The sequence below is a fragment of the Streptomyces seoulensis genome (assembly GCF_004328625.1).
Classification (GTDB): domain Bacteria; phylum Actinomycetota; class Actinomycetes; order Streptomycetales; family Streptomycetaceae; genus Streptomyces; species Streptomyces seoulensis.
The window spans coordinates 2,240,555-2,257,204 of record NZ_CP032229.1; the positions used below are offsets into that span (position 1 = coordinate 2,240,555).

Annotated in this window: 15 protein-coding genes and 1 tRNA gene; 7 read left to right on the top strand and 9 right to left on the bottom strand. The window is 73.3% G+C overall.

Annotated features, from left to right (window positions below; genetic code table 11):
• Window positions 1–28: 28 nt before the first annotated feature.
• Entirely contained in the window at window positions 29–1,321 is a 1,293-nt protein-coding gene (locus tag D0Z67_RS10475) for a peptidoglycan-binding protein (RefSeq protein WP_031182463.1), read from the bottom strand.
• 185 nt (window positions 1,322–1,506) lie between these two features.
• On the opposite strand from D0Z67_RS10475, the gene D0Z67_RS10480 reads away from it, so the two are divergent.
• The 3 genes from D0Z67_RS10480 to glxA all read left to right on the top strand — a co-directional run bounded on the left by D0Z67_RS10480 (window position 1,507) and on the right by glxA (window position 5,756).
• Window positions 1,507–1,580 (top strand) — tRNA-Lys (locus D0Z67_RS10480).
• 367 nt (window positions 1,581–1,947) lie between these two features.
• Complete coding sequence (locus D0Z67_RS10485) at window positions 1,948–3,825, top strand: glycosyltransferase family 2 protein (protein ID WP_031182464.1); 1,878 nt, start codon at window positions 1,948–1,950, stop codon at window positions 3,823–3,825.
• Entirely contained in the window at window positions 3,822–5,756 is a 1,935-nt protein-coding gene (gene glxA / locus D0Z67_RS10490; RefSeq protein ID WP_031182465.1) for a radical copper oxidase GlxA, read from the top strand. Before D0Z67_RS10485 ends, glxA begins: the two co-directional genes overlap by 4 nt.
• Here the strand turns inward: glxA and D0Z67_RS10495 are convergent.
• The 6 genes from D0Z67_RS10495 to D0Z67_RS10520 form a co-directional block, all read right to left on the bottom strand.
• Window positions 5,753–6,745, bottom strand: coding sequence for a glycoside hydrolase family 6 protein (locus D0Z67_RS10495; protein WP_031182466.1), 993 nt, complete (start codon window positions 6,743–6,745; stop codon window positions 5,753–5,755). The genes glxA and D0Z67_RS10495 overlap by 4 nt on opposite strands.
• 106 nt (window positions 6,746–6,851) lie before the next feature.
• Window positions 6,852–7,505 carry a class F sortase gene (locus D0Z67_RS10500; protein WP_031182467.1) on the bottom strand — a complete coding sequence of 218 codons (654 nt, stop codon included), beginning with the start codon at window positions 7,503–7,505 and terminating at the stop codon, window positions 6,852–6,854.
• 12 nt (window positions 7,506–7,517) lie between these two features.
• On the bottom strand, window positions 7,518–8,123 hold the full coding sequence (locus tag D0Z67_RS10505; RefSeq protein ID WP_031182468.1) for a hypothetical protein: 606 nt from the start codon (window positions 8,121–8,123) through the stop codon (window positions 7,518–7,520).
• 118 nt (window positions 8,124–8,241) lie between these two features.
• Complete coding sequence (locus D0Z67_RS10510; RefSeq protein WP_031182469.1) at window positions 8,242–9,021, bottom strand: HAD-IIA family hydrolase; 780 nt, start codon at window positions 9,019–9,021, stop codon at window positions 8,242–8,244.
• 119 nt (window positions 9,022–9,140) lie between these two features.
• A complete protein-coding gene (locus D0Z67_RS10515) occupies window positions 9,141–10,415 on the bottom strand; it encodes a hypothetical protein (protein ID WP_131589636.1) in 1,275 nt (424 codons plus the stop codon).
• 107 nt (window positions 10,416–10,522) lie between these two features.
• Window positions 10,523–11,656, bottom strand: coding sequence for an ROK family transcriptional regulator (locus D0Z67_RS10520; RefSeq protein ID WP_031182574.1), 1,134 nt, complete (start codon window positions 11,654–11,656; stop codon window positions 10,523–10,525).
• 56 nt (window positions 11,657–11,712) lie between these two features.
• Between D0Z67_RS10520 and D0Z67_RS10525 the strand changes: the two genes are divergently transcribed.
• The 3 genes from D0Z67_RS10525 (at window position 11,713) to D0Z67_RS10535 (ending at window position 14,246) form a co-directional block, all read left to right on the top strand.
• Window positions 11,713–12,786 carry a Gfo/Idh/MocA family protein gene (locus D0Z67_RS10525; protein WP_031182575.1) on the top strand — a complete coding sequence of 358 codons (1,074 nt, stop codon included), beginning with the start codon at window positions 11,713–11,715 and terminating at the stop codon, window positions 12,784–12,786.
• A complete protein-coding gene (locus D0Z67_RS10530; RefSeq protein ID WP_031182576.1) occupies window positions 12,786–13,262 on the top strand; it encodes a heme-degrading domain-containing protein in 477 nt (158 codons plus the stop codon). The genes D0Z67_RS10525 and D0Z67_RS10530 overlap by 1 nt, the downstream gene beginning before the upstream one ends.
• Before the next feature lie 102 nt (window positions 13,263–13,364).
• Window positions 13,365–14,246 (top strand): LLM class F420-dependent oxidoreductase, encoded by an 882-nt coding sequence (locus D0Z67_RS10535; protein WP_031182577.1) that lies wholly within the window; start codon window positions 13,365–13,367, stop codon window positions 14,244–14,246.
• A gap of 20 nt (window positions 14,247–14,266) precedes the next feature.
• On the opposite strand, the gene yidC is transcribed toward D0Z67_RS10535, so the two are convergent.
• Window positions 14,267–14,959 (bottom strand): membrane protein insertase YidC, encoded by a 693-nt coding sequence (gene yidC / locus D0Z67_RS10540; RefSeq protein WP_031182578.1) that lies wholly within the window; start codon window positions 14,957–14,959, stop codon window positions 14,267–14,269.
• A gap of 110 nt (window positions 14,960–15,069) precedes the next feature.
• On the bottom strand, window positions 15,070–15,396 hold the full coding sequence (locus D0Z67_RS10545; RefSeq protein ID WP_051887913.1) for a DUF6412 domain-containing protein: 327 nt from the start codon (window positions 15,394–15,396) through the stop codon (window positions 15,070–15,072).
• 174 nt (window positions 15,397–15,570) lie between these two features.
• Between D0Z67_RS10545 and D0Z67_RS10550 the strand changes: the two genes are divergently transcribed.
• On the top strand, window positions 15,571–16,584 hold the full coding sequence (locus D0Z67_RS10550) for an SEC-C domain-containing protein (RefSeq protein WP_031182580.1): 1,014 nt from the start codon (window positions 15,571–15,573) through the stop codon (window positions 16,582–16,584).
• Window positions 16,585–16,650: the final 66 nt, after the last annotated feature.

Sequence of the window (16,650 nt, forward strand, 5' to 3'; positions counted from 1 at the left end):
ACGCGGGGCCCGGGGGTGACCGGGCGCCTCAGCCGAACAGACGGCGCCAGGTCTCGGGGCCCGGATAGCCGTCCGCCGCTCCGCCGCGCCAGCCCTGGGCGCGCTGGAAGGCTTCGACGGCACGCCGGTCGGACTCGCTCCAGCGGGGTCCGGGCCCGGTCGCGTAGAAGCTGCCGAATCCTTTCTTCACCAGTTGCCGCCCCAACAGGGTGACCTGGGCGTTGTCCGCGCCCGCCTTGAAGTACTGCTTGCCGGGGAAGGCCGGGACGCCGCCGGGGCCCGCCGAGCCCGCGGTGATGTCCTTGCCCGCGCCGGTGACCAGCAGTTCCCAGGTACGCGGGCCGGGCAGCCCGTCGGCGTCGGCGCCGGTCCAGCCCTGGGCCTGCTGGAACGCCTGGGTGGCGCGCCGGTCGGCCTCGCCCCAGACCGGGCCGGGCCCGGTCGAGTAGTACGAGCCGCCGCCCCGGGCGACCAGCATCTCGCCGAGCTGGGTGACGTACTTGTTGTTCGCGCCGGGACCGAAGTAGGAGGTGCCGGGGAAGGGCACCGGGGTGGCCGTCGGCTCGGCGCCCGCCGTGCCCGCGGTCACTCCCTTGTAGCGGTAGGGGACGTACTTGGTGGTGTTGTTCCAGTAGGGGTAGGGCGTGCTCTGGCGGCGGGTGTGCGGGGGCGTCTGCTCGTAGGCCGTGTAGGCGGTGTGGGTGTAGTCGGTCCAGCCGCCGAAGATCACTACGTGCGAGCCGCCCTCGGGGTCGGCGGCGTTGTGGAAGAGCAGGATGTCGCCGGGCTGGAGCTCTCCCTTGGTGATCTTCACGGCGAACTGGCCGAGGCTGCCGGTCCACTCGTTGGAGAGCAGCCCCCAGGCCATGGAGACATAGCCCGAGCAGTCCTGGCGGTACCCGTCCGACCAGAACTTGGTCATGCTGTACGGCACCTGCGCGGTGACCCACTGCTTGGCCCGGTTGATGATCGCCGTCCGGGTGGTGGCGGGGGCCTTGGTCTGCGGCCGGGCGGGTGAGCCGGCCGGGCCGTGCAGGGGTGCGGTGCCGCCCTGCGGGGTCGCGGACCCGCCGTCCGCCGCCGGGGCGCCGGGGCGGTGCGGGGCCGTGTGCGGGGGCGGCGCCTGGGCGAGCGCGCCGGCCGCGGGGGCGGCGCCGAGGACGGCGGACGCGGCGGCGGCCACGACCACCGCGCCCCGGGCGGCCGGGCGGACGCCGGTACGGGCGGACGCCGGGCGGGGGGCGAGCCGCCGCCACCGGACGCAGCCGAGGCAGTCGCAGTCGCTCACCGGATCGAATTCCTCGAAGACCGGAGCCGTCATGCGATCTGCCTCACATTCGGGATGGATATGTCCGCGTGTGTGCACGTTGATCAGTCTCACAACTGTCCGCGTGGCGCGCATGTTGACGGTCCGAATGGTGCACACCCCCGGCCGGCCCCCGGCGAGGCGCCTCGGCGGCGGTCAGGAGCACCCTGGCTGGTCCTGTAGAGTTTTCCCGTCAGCAGGCGCCGCTAGCTCAGTTGGTTAGAGCAGCTGACTCTTAATCAGCGGGTCCGGGGTTCGAGTCCCTGGCGGCGCACAGACAACGAGCAGGCCCCCCGTGCGAACGGGGGGCCTGCTTGCGTTTCCGTTCACCGCAATGAACGGTTTTGACCGGTAAACAACAGGTTTCGCATCTTGCGATCATGCTCGTCGGCGTAGAACCCTGTTGTCCACGATGCCGTGGAAACACGGCAGTTGGGGGGAAGTACCGGTCGCGCACCGCGCCCAGGGGGGCCATCTCGCGCCGCGACCGGAGCATCGCCGTTCCCTGCCCTGCTCACGGTGAGTCATGGCATGGTCACGGTCGCATGCCGTGAAGTCGTCCGCGCCAGCCTGGGGAGGTCCGTCGCGGGCGGAAGGACTGACGAAACACGCGCCGATCCGCGCGTGTGGGGGGATGACACATGACGGACGATCCGTCACGCACCACCAGACCGGGACCCGTCGCGCACCGGCCCGGCCGGACCGCGAAGGGCCTGCCGCGCTACGACTACGAGCACTACAGCCGTCTCGCCGGCCCGCTCACCCAGCCGCCGGACGGGCGGCCGTACACCGTCCGCTACCGCTCGCTGCTCGCGCAGGAGCCGCACCGGGTGCGGGCCGCGCTGATGCTGGGCGCGGCCCCGCTGCTCTCGCTCGTCCTGCTGGGCTGGCTGCTCCAGCCGGAGCACTGGACCGAGCGCGACCACCCCGCCTACGGCTTCCTGCCGGCGCTGGACACCCTGATGCTGGTCTCGATCGGCCTGATCGAGCTGTTCCGCTGCCTGAACGTGCTGTCCAACGCGCACGCCACCCTCGTCGCCCGTGACCCGGTGCCGGTGGTGCCCGAGGCCGGGACCCGGGTGGCCTTCCTGACCTCCTTCGTGCCCGGCAAGGAGCCGCTGGAGATGGTCACCCGGACGTTGGAGGCGGCCGTCCGGCTGCGTCACCGGGGGCTGCTGCACGTCTGGCTGCTGGACGAGGGCGACGACCCGGCCGTCAAGGAGGTCTGCGCCCGGCTCGGCGTCCGCCACTTCAGCCGCAAGGGCGTGGCGAAGTGGAACCAGCCCTCGGGCCCGCACCGCGCGAGGACCAAGCACGGCAACTACAACGCCTGGCTGGACGCGCACGGCGACGCCTACGACTTCTTCGCCTCCGTCGACACCGACCACGTCCCGCTCCCCAACTACCTGGAGCGGATGCTCGGCTGGTTCCGCGACCCGGACGTCGGCTTCGTCGTCGGCCCGCAGGTGTACGGCAACTACGACACGTTCGTCACCAAGGCCGCCGAGTCGCAGCAGTTCCTCTTCCACGCGCTGATCCAGCGCGCCGGGAACCGCTACGGCGCCCCGATGTTCGTCGGCACCTCCAACGCGGTGCGGATCGGCGCGCTGAAGCAGATCGGCGGGCTGTACGACTCGATCACCGAGGACATGGCGACCGGCTTCGAGATGCACCGCGCCACCAACCCGGCCACCGGCCGCAAGTGGCGGTCGGTCTACACCCCGGACGTGCTCGCGGTGGGCGAGGGCCCGAACGCCTGGACCGACTTCTTCACCCAGCAGCTGCGCTGGTCGCGGGGGACGTACGAGACGATCCTCAAGCAGTACGGGAAGGGCTTCGCCGGCCTGCCGCCGGGCAAGCTGTTCAACTACACGATGATGATCGTGTTCTACCCGATGTCCGCCCTCAACTGGATTCTGGCCGCCCTGAGTTGCGCGCTCTTCCTGGGCCTGGGCGCCTCGGGCGTGAACATCGACCCGACCGTCTGGCTGATGCTGTACGGCAACGCCTCCGCGCTCCAGATCGGCCTGTACCTCTGGAACCGGCGGCACAACGTCTCCCCGCACGAGCCGGAGGGGTCCGGCGGGATCGCGGGCATGATGATGTCGGCGCTCTCCGCACCGGTGTACGCCCGCGCGCTGCTGGACGCGGTGCTGCGCCGCAGGAGCGGCTTCGTGGTGACCCCCAAGGGCGACTCGGCCAGCCCGGACACCCTGTTCGGGACGTTCCGCATCCACTGGTTCTTCATCGCGGTGTTCGCGGGCTCGCTGACGGCGGGCTTCACGCTGGACCACGCCCACCCGGCGATGGTCACCTGGGCGGTCTTCGCGCTGCTGATCACGGCTTCGCCGATCCTGGTCTGGGGATGGTCGCTGCGGGGTGAGCGCGTGCCGGACACGGCCGCGGCGCCCGCACCGGAGCCGCCGCCCGTGCCGCGGGTCCCGGCGCAGCGCACGGCGCGGGACAGCGAGCAGACCCTGCGGATCGGCGTCGGCGGGCTGGGGGGACGGGACGAATGAGGGACCTCACCGGGCGCCGCCGCGCCCGCCGGCTGGGCATGGGCGCCGTGGTGGTCCTCGCGCTGGCCGGGATGAACGGCCCCTGGCTCTACCGCTTCGGCACCGAGCGGTACCACCGGTACGCGATCGACAGGCCGGAGTACAAGGCCGCCAACGGCCGCTGGGAGATCGTGGAGTTCCCCGAGGAGTACCGCCAGGACACCATCCACGCGGCGCTGCTGCGCACCGGCAAGGTGCTGCTGGTGGCGGGGTCGGGCAACAAGCAGGAGAACTTCGACGCCAAGCGGTTCGACACCCGGCTCTGGGACCCGGTCAGGGGCACGGTCGAGAAGATCCCCACGCCCAAGGACCTGTTCTGCACCGGCCACACCCAACTGGCCGACGGCCGGCTGCTGATCGCGGGCGGCACCAAGCGGTACGAGAAGCTCAAGGGCGATGTCACCAAGGCGGGCGGCCTGATGATCGTCCACAACGAGAACCCGGACCGCCCGGTCACACTGCCGGCCGGCACCCGTTTCACCGGGCGGGGCAACGGCCGCACCTTCGTCTCCAAGGACCCGGTCCTCGTCCCGCGCGCGAAGAAGGTCTTCGACCGCGCGGGCCGCTTCCTGCGCAACGACCCGGGCCTCGGCCGCATCTACGTCGAGGCGCAGCGCAGCGGCACGAGGTACGGGACCGGCACGCAGGACAACTACCGGGTGCGCGGGCTCACCGGCGCCGAGGCGCGCAACACGTACGGCATCGCGCAGAAGCTGGCGCTCGACAAGAAGGACTTCCAGGGCATCCGGGACGCCTTCGAGTTCGATCCGGTGGCCGAGCGGTACATCAAGGTCGACCCGATGAACGAGGCCCGCTGGTACCCGACGCTCACCACCCTGGCGGACGGCAAGGTGCTCAGCGTCTCGGGGCTGGACGACATCGGGCAGCTGGTGCCGGGCAAGAACGAGGTCTTCGACCCGGCGACCGGGAAGTGGGCGTACACGCCGAAGGTCCGGCAGTTCCCGACCTACCCGGCGCTGTTCCTGATGCAGAACGGCAAGGTCTTCTACTCGGGCTCCAACGCGGGGTACGGGCCGGACGACGTGGGCCGGAAGCCCGGCGTGTGGGACGTGGGCACCAACGAGTTCACCGAGCTGCCGGGGCTGAGCGATCCCGGCCGGCTGGAGACCTCGGGGACGGTGCTGCTGCCTCCGGCGCAGGACGAGCGGTTCCTGGTGATCGGCGGGGGCGGGGTCGGGGAGTCCGCGCTGGCCAGCAGGAAGACCCGGCTGATCGACCTCAAGGCGCGTGATCCACGGTTCGTGGACGGGCCCTCGCTCGCGAAGGGGACCCGGTATCCGCAGGTCTCGGTGCTGCCCGACGACACCGTGCTGGTGTCGGGGGGCTCGGAGGACTACCGGGGGCGGGGCGACTCCGACATCCTCCAGGCGCGGATCTACCACCCGGACAGCGGCCGCTTCACCCGGGTCGCCGACCCGCTGGTGGGGCGGAACTACCACTCCGGGTCGGTCCTGCTGCCGGACGGGCGGGTGATGTTCTTCGGCTCCGACCCGCTGTACGGGGACCGGGCGAACACCCGGCCGGGGAAGTTCGAGCAGCGGATCGAGATCTACACGCCGCCGTATCTGTACCGGGGTTCGCGGCCCTCGCTGGGTGCCGGGCCGGAGCGGATCGCGCGGGGCGGGTCGGGGACGTTCGTCTCCGCGCATGCTTCGAGCATCCGCAAGGTGCGGCTGATCCGGCCGAGCGCCGCCACGCATGTGACGGACGTGGACCAGCGGTCCATCGCGCTGGGGTTCAGCGTGTCGGGGGACCGGGTGACCGTGCGGGTGCCGGGCAACCGGAATCTGGTGCAGGCGGGGTGGTACATGCTGTTCGTGGACGACGACCAGGGGACGCCGTCGAAGGCGCGATGGGTGCGGGTGCCCTAGCCGCCGGCCAGCTTCAGGGCGTACTCCGGCCACCAGGCCCCCGCCTTCGGGCCCCCTCGGCATTCGCCGTCCGACTCTCCCGGGCGTTTGACCCAGAGGTAGGCGTCGACGAGGGGGTCCGCCGTCCTGGTGGTCGGAGGCTCGCCCAGGGCCCGGCCCGGCGGGTTGCACCAGCGCTCCTCCGGGGCGCCCGCCGTGTACGGGCCGTTGCCGTTGCGGCTGGTGTCGACGACGAAGTGCTTGCCGCCGACCTCGGCCGAGAGGCGCTTGCCGTAGGCGACGGAGTCCGGCGTGGAGTAGAAGTTGGAGACGTTGACGGCGAACCCGTCGGCGTCCGCCACGCCCGCCGCCTTAAGCGGGGCGTGGATCTGGTCGGGCCGGCCCCAGCCCGCGTTGCCCGCGTCCAGGTAGACCCTGGTGTGCTTCAGGGCCGCGAGCCGGGTGACCGCGCCCCGCAGGAGGTCGTAGCGCTCCTCGTGGAATTCCTCCGGGGTGCAGCCGTCCACCAGGTGGAGCAGGGCGTCCGGTTCGAGGACGACGGTGGCGGGGCGGTTCCCGATGCCGCGCGCCACCCCGTCGACCCAGGCCCGGTACGCGGCTCCGTCGGCCGCGCCCCCGCGCGAGTACTGGCCGCAGTCGCGGTGCGGGATGTTGTAGAGGACCAGCAGCGCGGTACGGCCGGACCGGGCGGCGGCCTCGGTGTACCCGCGTGCCTCCCCCTCCGGGTTCTCCGGGCCGAGCCACTCCCCCACCGGCTGCCCGGCGATCCGCCGTATCCGCGCGGCCTCCGCCGTCCGGCCGGCCTTCTCGTAGGCGGCGACCTGGCGGGCGGCGCTGCCGTCGGGGTTGACCCAGTAGGGGTCCCCCGGCTGTGCGGTGGCGGCCGGCGCTTTCCCGGCGCCCCGGTCGTCCCCCGGCGCACACCCCGCCGTCAGCAGTGCCGCCCCCAGCAGCACCGCGGACGCACGGGTCCCCCATTTGCCGTCCATGCGTTTCCCCCCTGGGCGCATCAGCTCCGGAGGGCCAATCGTGGCATACCGGCCGTGCCGGACATGGCCGGACGCGGAAGCCAACGCCCTTGAGGTGCCGGGGTGTTCAGGCTCCCGTACCGGTGAGGTACGCGGAGACGACCACGTTGGCCGTGTAGGCGCGGGTGGTCCGGTCGTAGGTGCCGCCGCAGGTGATCAGGCGGAGTTCGGCGCGGCCGGGGTGGCGGGTGCCGTAGGCGCGGGTGGCGTCGAAGTGGTCGGCGGGGAGCACCTCGACGTCGTCGATGGTGAACCGGGCGACCTTGCCGTCCGCGCGGACCACCCGGACGGTCTCGCCGGGTTCGAGGGTGCTGAGGCGGTAGAAGACGGCGGGCCGGGTCTCGGTGTCGACGTGGCCGACCAGCAGCGCGGTGCCGTTCGCGCCGGGTGTGGTCCCGGCGCCGTACCAGCCGACCACCCCGGGCTGGTCGAAGGGCGGCGGGTCGATGGCGCCCCGGCTGTCCAGTCCGCGCTTCACCACCGGTGCCTGGATGGCGAGTTGGGGGATGTCGACGCGCTGCGGGACGGAGTCGGGCAGCGGGGTCGCCGGGGCGGGCAGGGTGACGCCGCCGAGTCCGGCCACGTCGCCGTGCGTGGTGCCGGCCGGGCTGTCGGGCAGCCCGGTCGCCTCACGCCCCCAGAGCCAGAGTCCGAGCAGCAGCACGGCCCAGGCCACGGCCGTGACCATGCGGCCGGTGGCGCGCCCCTGCTCCTCGGCCATCCCGGCGCCCGCTCAGCCGTCGTTCCGGCTCCGGCGGGACCGGAGCGCCCCGACGGTGACCGCCGCGCAGCCGGCCAGGGCCAGCCCGGTCAGGGCCTGGGCGGCGCCGGGGCCCGAGCCGGTGGGGGCCACGGTGGCGAACAGGGTGCTGGTGTCCGCCCCGGCGGCCGTGCCGCCGCCGCCCGCGTGGACCGGGGCGACGGGGGACGGCCCGGTGTCCGGCCCCGAGCCGGTGTCGGAGTCCGTGTCGGGGCGGGTGCCCGGCCGGGACTCGTCGACGCTGATCCGGCCGGTGAACGAGTAGTCGGCGCAGGTGATCCGCACGTCGTACGCCCCCGCCTTGAGCGAGGTGCGGACCCGGGTCTGGCCGGACAGGTCGTCCTGGCCGCCGGTCAGCCGGGCGTCCGAGACGAACGCGCTGGACACCGCCGTGCCCTGCGAGGCCGTACAGCCGCGCACCCGCAGCGACACGTCGGTGCCGGGCAGCGGGATCGCCGGGGCCACGGTGAGCCCGCCGGTGCCGTGCGTGCCGCCGCCGTCCGCCGCGTGGGCGGCCGACGGGGTGAACGCGGTGGCGGCGATGATTCCGGAACAGAGAGTGAGGCGAAGTGAGCCCATCGTGAAACCTCCAGATAGTGGGAGGTTCCCCCGTCCGGCGCCCACCCGCATCCGGACAGGGCGTCCGGTTGCTCCGTACGGGTGGGACCGCGTTTGAGGTACTCGGTAACGCCCCAGGTCAGACGAGGTCCACGAGGTCCGCGATGGAGTCGACGACCTTGGACGGGCGGAACGGGTAGCGGTCGATCTCGTCCGCCTGGGTGACACCGGTGAGCACCAGGAACGTGCGCATCCCGGCCTCCAGACCCGCGAGTACGTCGGTGTCCATGCGGTCACCGATCATCGCGGCGGTCTCCGAGTGGGCGCCGAGCACATTGAGGCCGGCCCGCATCATCAGCGGGTTGGGCTTGCCGACGAAGTACGGCTTCTTCTTGGTCGCGGCGGTGATCAGCGCGGCGACCGAGCCGGTGGCGGGCAGCGCGCCCTCGGTGGAGGGGCCGACGTTGTCCGGGTTGGTGGCGATGAACCGGGCGCCGTCGTTGATCAGCCGGACCGCCTTGGTCATGGCCTCGAAGCTGTACGTCCTGGTCTCGCCCAGGATCACGAAGTCCGGGTCGTGGTCGGTGAGGATGTAGCCGACGTCGTGCAGCGCGGTGGTCAGCCCGGCCTCGCCGATGACGTACGCGCTGCCGCCGGGCCGCTGCTCGTTCACGAACTGGGCGGTGGCCATCGCGGACGTCCAGATGTTCTGCACCGGCACGTCAAGGCCCAGCCTCGTCAGCCGGGCGTGCAGGTCGCGCGCCGTGTAGATGGAGTTGTTCGTCAGTACCAGGAACGGCCGCTCGGCCTCCCGCAGCTTCTTCAGGAACGCGTCGGCGCCGGGGATGGGCACCCCCTCATGGATCAGAACGCCGTCCATGTCGGTGAGCCATGACTCGATGGGCCTGCGGTCTGCCATGCGTACGTCCTCCAGCGGGTGTCTGCCGACGGCTGAGGGGTCCAGGGTAGTGAGGGGGGAGGGGATGCGGAGGGTGGGGGCGGGGCGGGTTGCGGTGTCCGGGGATGTGGGGGGCTCGGTCAGCTGCGTTTGCGGGTGAGCAGCAGCGCGGTGGTGCCGAGGAGGACGAGGAGGGCGGCCAGCGCCGCGAGGAGGGCACGCGGGAGGGGGCCGCCGGTGTGGGCGAGTTCGGGGAGCCCGGGGTCGTCGGGGTCCTCGGCGTCGTACGGGGCGGACGGGGAGGGGTCGGCGGGGGCGGGGGTGGTGTCCGGGGCGTAGGGGTTCTCGGGGGCCGGGGTGACGCCCGCCTCCGTGGTGTCGGGGGCACGGAAGGGGCTGAGCGGGGGGTCGTCGGGGGCGGGGGTCTCTTCGGGGTCGGCCGGGTGGGCGGGCTCGTCGGTACGCGCCGGGCGGCCCGGGTCGTCGGTGTCCGGCGGGCGTCCGGGTTCCTCGGTTTCTCCCGCGCGGCCGGGCTCGTCGGTCCCCACCGTGCGGCCGGACTCATCGGTGGCCTGCGGACGGGCGGGTTCATCGGTGCCGATCGGACGAGCGGGGTCCTCGGTGCCCACCGGGCGGCCGGCCTCGTCCGTGCCGACCGGGAGGCCGGGTTCATCGGTACCCAGCGGGCGGCCCGCCCCGTCCGTGGCCGTCGGCCCGATGGGCCGGGTCGGCTCGGTCGGCGGGGCGGAGCCCTTCGTGCGGGCGGGGTCGGGTTCCTCGCCGTCGATGTCGAAGACGTAGTCCTCGGACTCCCCCACCCACTCCCCGTCCTGCCCCCGGCGCTGGACCAGCGCGGCCCTGGTGGTGACGTGGTCGGCGTACGTGTCGGAGGTGATCAGCAGGCGCAGCTTGACGGTGACCGTCTTGCCGGGGGCCACGGTGTACCCGGCGAAGCCGTCGGCCCCGACCACGCCGACCAGCTCCTGGTGATCGGTGCTCTCCAGCCGGACGGGGCGCCGCCTGCGTCCGTCGTAGAAGTCGAGTTTGGCCTGCGACGGCCGTAGAAGACCCTCGTCGTCGACGAGGACCACCACCGGGTGGATGTCCGCGCACGGCTGTGTCCCGGTGTTGACGAGGTCGATGTACCAGGTGCCGGGCGCCCCGCCGGCCTGGTAGGTGTCGGGGCCGCCGTGGACACGCGTACCGAGCGGGAAGGAGCCGTCGTCCCCCGCCGGGCAGGGCGCGACGGCGGCCGCGGAGGACACGGGCGCCAGCGCGGTGACCGCGACCAGGCAGAGACAGGCGGGCACGGAGGCGGCCGCGGACGAGCGGGACGGCGAGCGGGACAGGGACGACGACAGGGACCGGGCCAGAGACCGGGACAGAGGCAACGACAGGGCCGAGGACAATCGCATGAACACATGAACATGCCGGACCCCCGCCCCCGCGCCCCGCGCCACTCCGGCCCCGCCCCCGGCTCCGCCCGAACAGTGGACCCGTACTGCGCCAACCGGCAGCCCCCTCAGCCCCCCGCCCGCCCGAACACCGGCGCCAGCAGCAGCTGCCCCGCCCCCACGGCCACCACCCGCTCCCCGCCCGGCGCCAGCCGTACCGGCACCGCGTCCCCGAGCACCCCCTCCCGCCGGGCCCGCGCCGCGAGTATCCCGGCGACCCCCTCGACGTACTCCCCCGGCGCGGCGGCGACCGTCCGCCCGCCGAGCAGCACCCGGTCGATGTCCAGCAGCCCCGCCAGGTTCCCGGCGCCCACCCCGAGCACGCGCGCCGCCTCCCCGGTCTCGCCGCGCCCGACGGCCGCCAGGCACAGCGCCTCCAGGCACCCCCGGTCCCCGCACTCGCAGGGAGGCCCGTCGAGCTGGATCACCTGGTGCCCGAACTCCCCGGCCCCGGTCCGCGCCCCCCGGAGCACACTGCCGCCGATCACCAGGCCCGCGCCGAGCCCCGTACCGAGGTGCAGATAGGCGAACGAACCGCGCTCGCCCCCCGCCGCCAGCCCGAGCGCCGCCGCGTTGGTGTCCTTGTCGACCACCACCGGCACGCCGAGCCGCCCGGCGAGCGTGTCCCGCAGCGCGAACCCCTCCCACTCGGGGAACCCGGTCACCCGGTGCAGCACCCCGCCGGCATGGTCCAGCGGTCCCGGCAGCGCGACCCCGACCCCGAGCAGCGTCCCGGCGTCCGCGAGCCCCTCGCCGCCCAGCACCTGGGTGACCAGCGCGGTCACCTCGTCCGCCACCAGCGCGAGCACCGTCTGAGCGCCGCCGCCGAGTCCGGTGTCACCGCGCCGCTCGCCGACCACGGTGCCGTCGAGGTCGAGCAGCACCACCCGCAGCTCGTCCCGGTCCAGGTGCACGCCGACCGCGTGCCCGGCCTCGGGGACCAGGCGCAGCACGGTGCGCGGCTTGCCGCCGGTGGAGGCGCGGCGACCGGCCTCGGCGGCGAAGCCGTCCTCCCGCAGCCGCGCGGTGATCTTGCTGACGGCCTGCGGGGTGAGCCCCGTGCGCTCGGCGAGTTCCAGCCTGCTGATGCCCTCCGCCCCGGCGCCGCGCAGCAGATCGAGCACGAGTGCGGTGTTGTGGGACCGCACCGCGGGCAGATTCGCCCCCGCCGGGTTGCGCCCCGTCTTGTCAGTCCTGTTCACGGGTCCATTCTCCCCGCCGCTTGCACTTTGGCAACAGCGTTGCGAAAGTAGGAGTCATGACTGGTACACCCCTCCGCGTCGGCCTGATCGGCTACGGCCTCGCCGGCTCCGTCTTCCACGCCCCGCTGATCGCCGCCACGGACGGCCTCGTCCTGGACACGGTCGTCACCTCGAACCCCGAGCGCCAGGAGCAGGCCCGCGCCGAGTTCCCGGACGTCCGTGTCGCCGCCACGCCGGACGAGCTGTTCGAGCGCGCCGGTGAGCTGGACCTGATCGTCATCGCGTCCCCGAACAAGACGCATGTGCCGCTCGCCACGGCCGCCCTCAAGGCCGGTCTGCCGGTCGTCGTGGACAAGCCGGTCTCCGGCACCGCCGCCGAGGCCCGCGAGCTGGCCGCCCTCGCCGACGAGCACGGGGTGCTGCTCTCCGTCTTCCAGAACCGCCGCTGGGACAACGACTTCCTCACCCTCCGCAAGCTGCTGGCCGACGGCGCGCTGGGCGACGTCTGGCGCTTCGAGTCCCGCTTCGAGCGCTGGCGCCCGCAGCCCAAGGGCGGCTGGCGCGAGTCCGGCGACCCGGCCGAGATCGGCGGCCTGCTCTACGACCTCGGCAGCCACGTCGTCGACCAGGCCGTCACCCTGTTCGGCCCGGTCACCGAGGTGTACGCCGAGGCGGTCGTCCGCCGGGACGGCGCCGAGACCGACGACGACACCTTCCTCGCCCTGACCCACGCGAACGGCGTCCGCTCGCACCTCTACGTCTCCGCGACCACCGCCCAGCTCGGCCCGCGCTTCCGGGTGCTCGGCTCGCGCGCCGGCTTCGTGAAGTACGGCCTGGACCCGCAGGAGGCGGCGCTGCGCGACGGCGCCCGCCCCGGCACCGGGTCCGCGTGGGGCGTCGAGGAGGAGTCCCTCTGGGGCCGCCTGGGCGCCGGCGAGTCCCCGGTCACCGGCGGCGGCACCGCCGTCGAGACCGTGCCGGGCGACTACCCCGCGTACTACGCGGCCGTGGCCGCCGCCGTGCGGGGCACCGGCCCGAACCCGGTGACCGCGCTGGAGGCCGCCGAGACCCTCGACGTACTGGAGGCGGCCCGCCGCTCCGCCCGCGACAAGGTGACGGTGACCCTCTGATGACGCAGGCACAGAACACCCCGAGCGTGGCGGACCTGGAGGCGCAGGAACAGCGCCTGGTCTTCCGTACCTTCACCCACGACGACGCCTGGGCGCTGGGCTCCCTCCTGGTCGAGCTGGGCCGGGAGCGGCAGGCGCCGATCGCGATCGACATCCACCGCGCGGGCCAGCAGCTCTTCCACGCGGCGCTGCCCGGCTCGACCCCGGACAACGACGCCTGGATCGCCCGCAAGCGCCGGGTGGTGGAGCGCTACGGCAGCGCCTCCTACCTGGTCGGCTCACGCTTCCGCGCCAAGGGCACCACCTTCGAGGACTCGTCCCGCCTCGACCCCGACCGCTACGCGGCGCACGGCGGTTCCTTCCCGGTCACCGTCGAGGGCGTGGGCGTCGTCGGCTCGGTGACCGTGTCCGGGCTGCCGCAGATCGAGGACCACCGGCTGGTCGTCGAGGCGCTGGAGCGGTTCCTGGCGGGGTGATCCCCGCTCTTGACGGTGTGATCCCCGCGCGGCTCCCTCCGGTCGGGCCTGTCGTGCACGACGATCGTTCGTGCACGACATCCAGCCGGAGGGAAAGATCCGATGAGCGATGCGACGAGCGGGAGCATCTCCAAGGCCGAGATCGGCCGGTACGGCGTATGGAGCCTCGGCCTGCGCGACGAGGACCCGGGGCGGCGCGGTGAGATCGGGGAGGCGGCGGCCGAACTCCAGGAGCTCGGCTACGGCACCGCCTGGCTCGGCGGCTCCAGCGCGCCCGTCAACGCCCTGCCCCTGCTGGAGAAGACCGACCGGCTGATCGTCGGCACCAGCATCCAGAGCATCTGGCAGTACGACGCCCGGCAGAGCGCGGCCGGTTACGCCGAGGTGGAGGCCGCGCACCCCGGCCGCTTCCTGCTCGGCCTCGGTATGAGCCACGCCAAGCTGGCCGAGCAGTACCGGCGGCCGTACTCGGCGCTGGTGGAGTACCTGGACGAGCTGGACGCGGCCGGTGTCCCGGCCGGGCGGCGCGTGCTGGCCGCGCTCGGCCCGAAGACCGTACGGCTGTCGGGCGAGCGCTCCCTGGGGGCGATCCCGTATCTCGTCACCCCCGAGCACACCGCGCGGGCCCGCGAGATCCTCGGCCAGGAACCGCTGCTGGCACCGGAGTTCGGGGTCGTCCTGGAGTCCGACCCGGCCCGCGCCCGCGAACTGGCGCGCGGCCACCTGGAGATGTACCTCCAGCTCCCCAACTACACCACCAACTTCCAGCGGCTCGGCTTCACCGAGGACGACCTGCGCGAGGGCGGCAGCGACCGGCTGATCGACGCGCTGTACGCCTGGGGCGACGACGACGGCATCCGGGAGAAGGTGAACGCCTTCCTCGCCGCCGGTGCCGACCACGTCGCCCTCCAGGTGGTGCAGGAGGGCTCCCCCGGCGACCTGCCCCGCGCGGCCTGGCGGAAGCTGGCGGGCATCCTCCGCTGAACGCCCCCTCCTCCGGCCGCTCATGACAGCATCCCCCGCTCCACCGCGCTCCAGGTGGTGCTGGTGACGACGTACAGCGCGGCCGCCAGGGGGACGACGGCGACGGTCACCAGGGTGAGGAAGGACAGGAACGGCGCCACCTTCCCGACCGCGCCCTGCCCCGGAACGCCCGCCTGTACGGGGTTCTCGGCCGCCGTACGCCTGGCCCGCCGGAAGTTGACGGTGGCGACGGCCGCGACCACGGCGAAGAGGGCCAGGTAGACGAGGTCGGCCCCGCCGAGGACCCCGCCGCCCAGGGCGTCGGTCCAGTGGCCGCCGAGCGGGGCGGCCAACAGGTCGTGGTCGAGGAGGGTGTTGGGTCCGTCGCCGATCGTGGCGTTGGAGAACAGGTGGTACAGCAGGAAGAACGCGGGGAGTTGGAGCAGGCCCGGCAGCAGGCCGGAGAACGGCGAGACCTTCGCCTCGGTGTGCAGCTCCAGCATCGCCCGCTGGAGCCGCTCGGGATCGCGGGCGTGCTTCGCGCGCAGCTCGGTGATTCTGGGCTGGAGGGCGGTGCGGGCCCGCTGTGCGCGGGCGGCGGCGCGGGCGAGGGGGTGGGTGGCCAGCCGGACCAGCGCGGTGAACAGGACGATCGCGGCGGCGGTCGCGGAGGCGTGACAGAACGGCTGGAGCAGATAGGCGAGTTGCTCGACCAGGCGGGCGAAGAAAGACATGGGTGACCCTCCGTACGGGGTGGCGTCGTGCCGGGTGTGGACGCGGCCGGAAACGGCCGGTGGCAGGACGACCCGCGCGGGCGGGGCGGAGACAGGGGTGGTGCGGGGCCCTACGCGCAGGTCGTCGACAGGGCCCGGCCGGGCGCCCGTGGCCTGCGGCGCCCCCTCGCGTCGGGGTCGCGCTGCGCCAGGAACGCCGTACGGCGGGCCCTGTCGCGTATCGCGGTGCGGACGCGCGTCGGCGGGACGGCGGGGACGCGGCGGGCGGTGAGGACCGTACAGAGGGCGAGGGCGGTACCGGCGGCGGTGGTCGCGGCGAGCGCGACGGCGGTGCCGAGGCCGCCGGAGCCGAGGGGGGTGGCCTGGAGCAGGAGCAGCTGGAGCAGCACGAGCAGCGGCAGCAGGGCGCGCGCGACGGTGGAACGACCGTGCGTCACCGACACCACCCCCCTGCTCTCCCCTTGCCCCCATGACTACGGGCTGTACAGGCCCGTTCACCCCGTACAACGCCCGGTGTTCCGGCCCGGTTCCCGATCTTCGCCGCGAGTTGGGGAAATCTCCTCGTCGGGCGCCCTCCTCGGCTGTCACCCCTCGGCAGTACGGTGTCATGCATGCGCCCCGACACGCCTGCCGAGAACGTCGACCACACCGCTGAAGCGGCACGCCTGGAGCGGACCGCCGGCCTGTACCCCGAGGACGCGGAGGCCCTGCTGCTGCGCGCCGCGGCCCACCTCGAACTGTCCGGCGCCCGCCCCGCGGCGACCGCGCTCTACGACCGACTGCTGTCCTCCGCCGGCCCGTTGGAGCATCCGCAGCTCGTCCGCGCCCTGAAGGCGGCGAACCTGTGGGAGTACGGCCACGAGGCCGAGGCGCGCGCGATCATCGACGGCATCCGCACGGCCGCTCCGCGGGACCCGGCGCCGTGGGTGATCGTCGCGGAGGCGCTGGAGTCGCACGACGAACTGGAGGCGGCGCACGAGACGTTCCAGGAGGGCGCGGCCCTGCTGCTGACGGACGTCCCGGAGCCGCCGTACGCCACGCACCCGCTCCTCTTCGGCCGCCACCGGGTCCGCCGCATGCTCGGCCTCCCCCACGACACCTGGGACGCCCTCGCCGACACCCTCCACACCTCCCCGGTCTCCCTGGACGAACTCCACGACCCGAAGCGGGTGTGGTCCCTCGGCTCGGAGAACCCGGCGGAACTGGAGGCCGAGATCTCCCGCCTCCGAGCGGAGCTGTCCACGGCCCGCGAGGCGTTGTCCCGCCCCTACCCGGTGGCCGTCCTCCACTGGCCGTCCTCAGAACTGACGGAACTGGTCACGGCGTACCCGACCCTCGAATCGGAGTACACCTCCCACGCCGACCACCTGGCGACCATAGAGACGTCCCTGACCGAACTGGCCACCTCCGGCACCCCCAACCTCGGCATCGTCACCGGCACAGTCCCGTCCTACGAGGCCTTCGCCGCCTCGGAGGGCACGTCCCCTGCGGACCCGGCACTCCTCCCGGAGTACGCGACGACGCTGGCGGCACGGGGGCTGGCGGTGGCTTGGCCGCCGGGGCGGGGGGCGGGGTGCTGGTGTGGGTCGGGTGTTGTGTATGGGGAGTGTCACGGGGCGCAGTAAGACGCACTGGCCAACCCCTTCGGCCGTTGTCAGTAGTGGCTGTTACAACTAATCCACATTGACAGG

Coding starts and splice junctions, on each gene's coding strand:
- D0Z67_RS10475 (WP_031182463.1), bottom strand. CDS start 1,321: ATGACGGCTCCGGTCTTCGAGGAATTCGATCCGGTGAGCGACTGCGAC.
- D0Z67_RS10485 (WP_031182464.1), top strand. CDS start 1,948: ATGACGGACGATCCGTCACGCACCACCAGACCGGGACCCGTCGCGCAC.
- glxA (WP_031182465.1), top strand. CDS start 3,822: ATGAGGGACCTCACCGGGCGCCGCCGCGCCCGCCGGCTGGGCATGGGC.
- D0Z67_RS10495 (WP_031182466.1), bottom strand. CDS start 6,745: ATGGACGGCAAATGGGGGACCCGTGCGTCCGCGGTGCTGCTGGGGGCG.
- D0Z67_RS10500 (WP_031182467.1), bottom strand. CDS start 7,505: ATGGCCGAGGAGCAGGGGCGCGCCACCGGCCGCATGGTCACGGCCGTG.
- D0Z67_RS10505 (WP_031182468.1), bottom strand. CDS start 8,123: ATGGGCTCACTTCGCCTCACTCTCTGTTCCGGAATCATCGCCGCCACC.
- D0Z67_RS10510 (WP_031182469.1), bottom strand. CDS start 9,021: ATGGCAGACCGCAGGCCCATCGAGTCATGGCTCACCGACATGGACGGC.
- D0Z67_RS10515 (WP_131589636.1), bottom strand. CDS start 10,415: ATGCGATTGTCCTCGGCCCTGTCGTTGCCTCTGTCCCGGTCTCTGGCC.
- D0Z67_RS10525 (WP_031182575.1), top strand. CDS start 11,713: ATGACTGGTACACCCCTCCGCGTCGGCCTGATCGGCTACGGCCTCGCC.
- D0Z67_RS10530 (WP_031182576.1), top strand. CDS start 12,786: ATGACGCAGGCACAGAACACCCCGAGCGTGGCGGACCTGGAGGCGCAG.
- D0Z67_RS10535 (WP_031182577.1), top strand. CDS start 13,365: ATGAGCGATGCGACGAGCGGGAGCATCTCCAAGGCCGAGATCGGCCGG.
- yidC (WP_031182578.1), bottom strand. CDS start 14,959: ATGTCTTTCTTCGCCCGCCTGGTCGAGCAACTCGCCTATCTGCTCCAG.
- D0Z67_RS10550 (WP_031182580.1), top strand. CDS start 15,571: ATGCGCCCCGACACGCCTGCCGAGAACGTCGACCACACCGCTGAAGCG.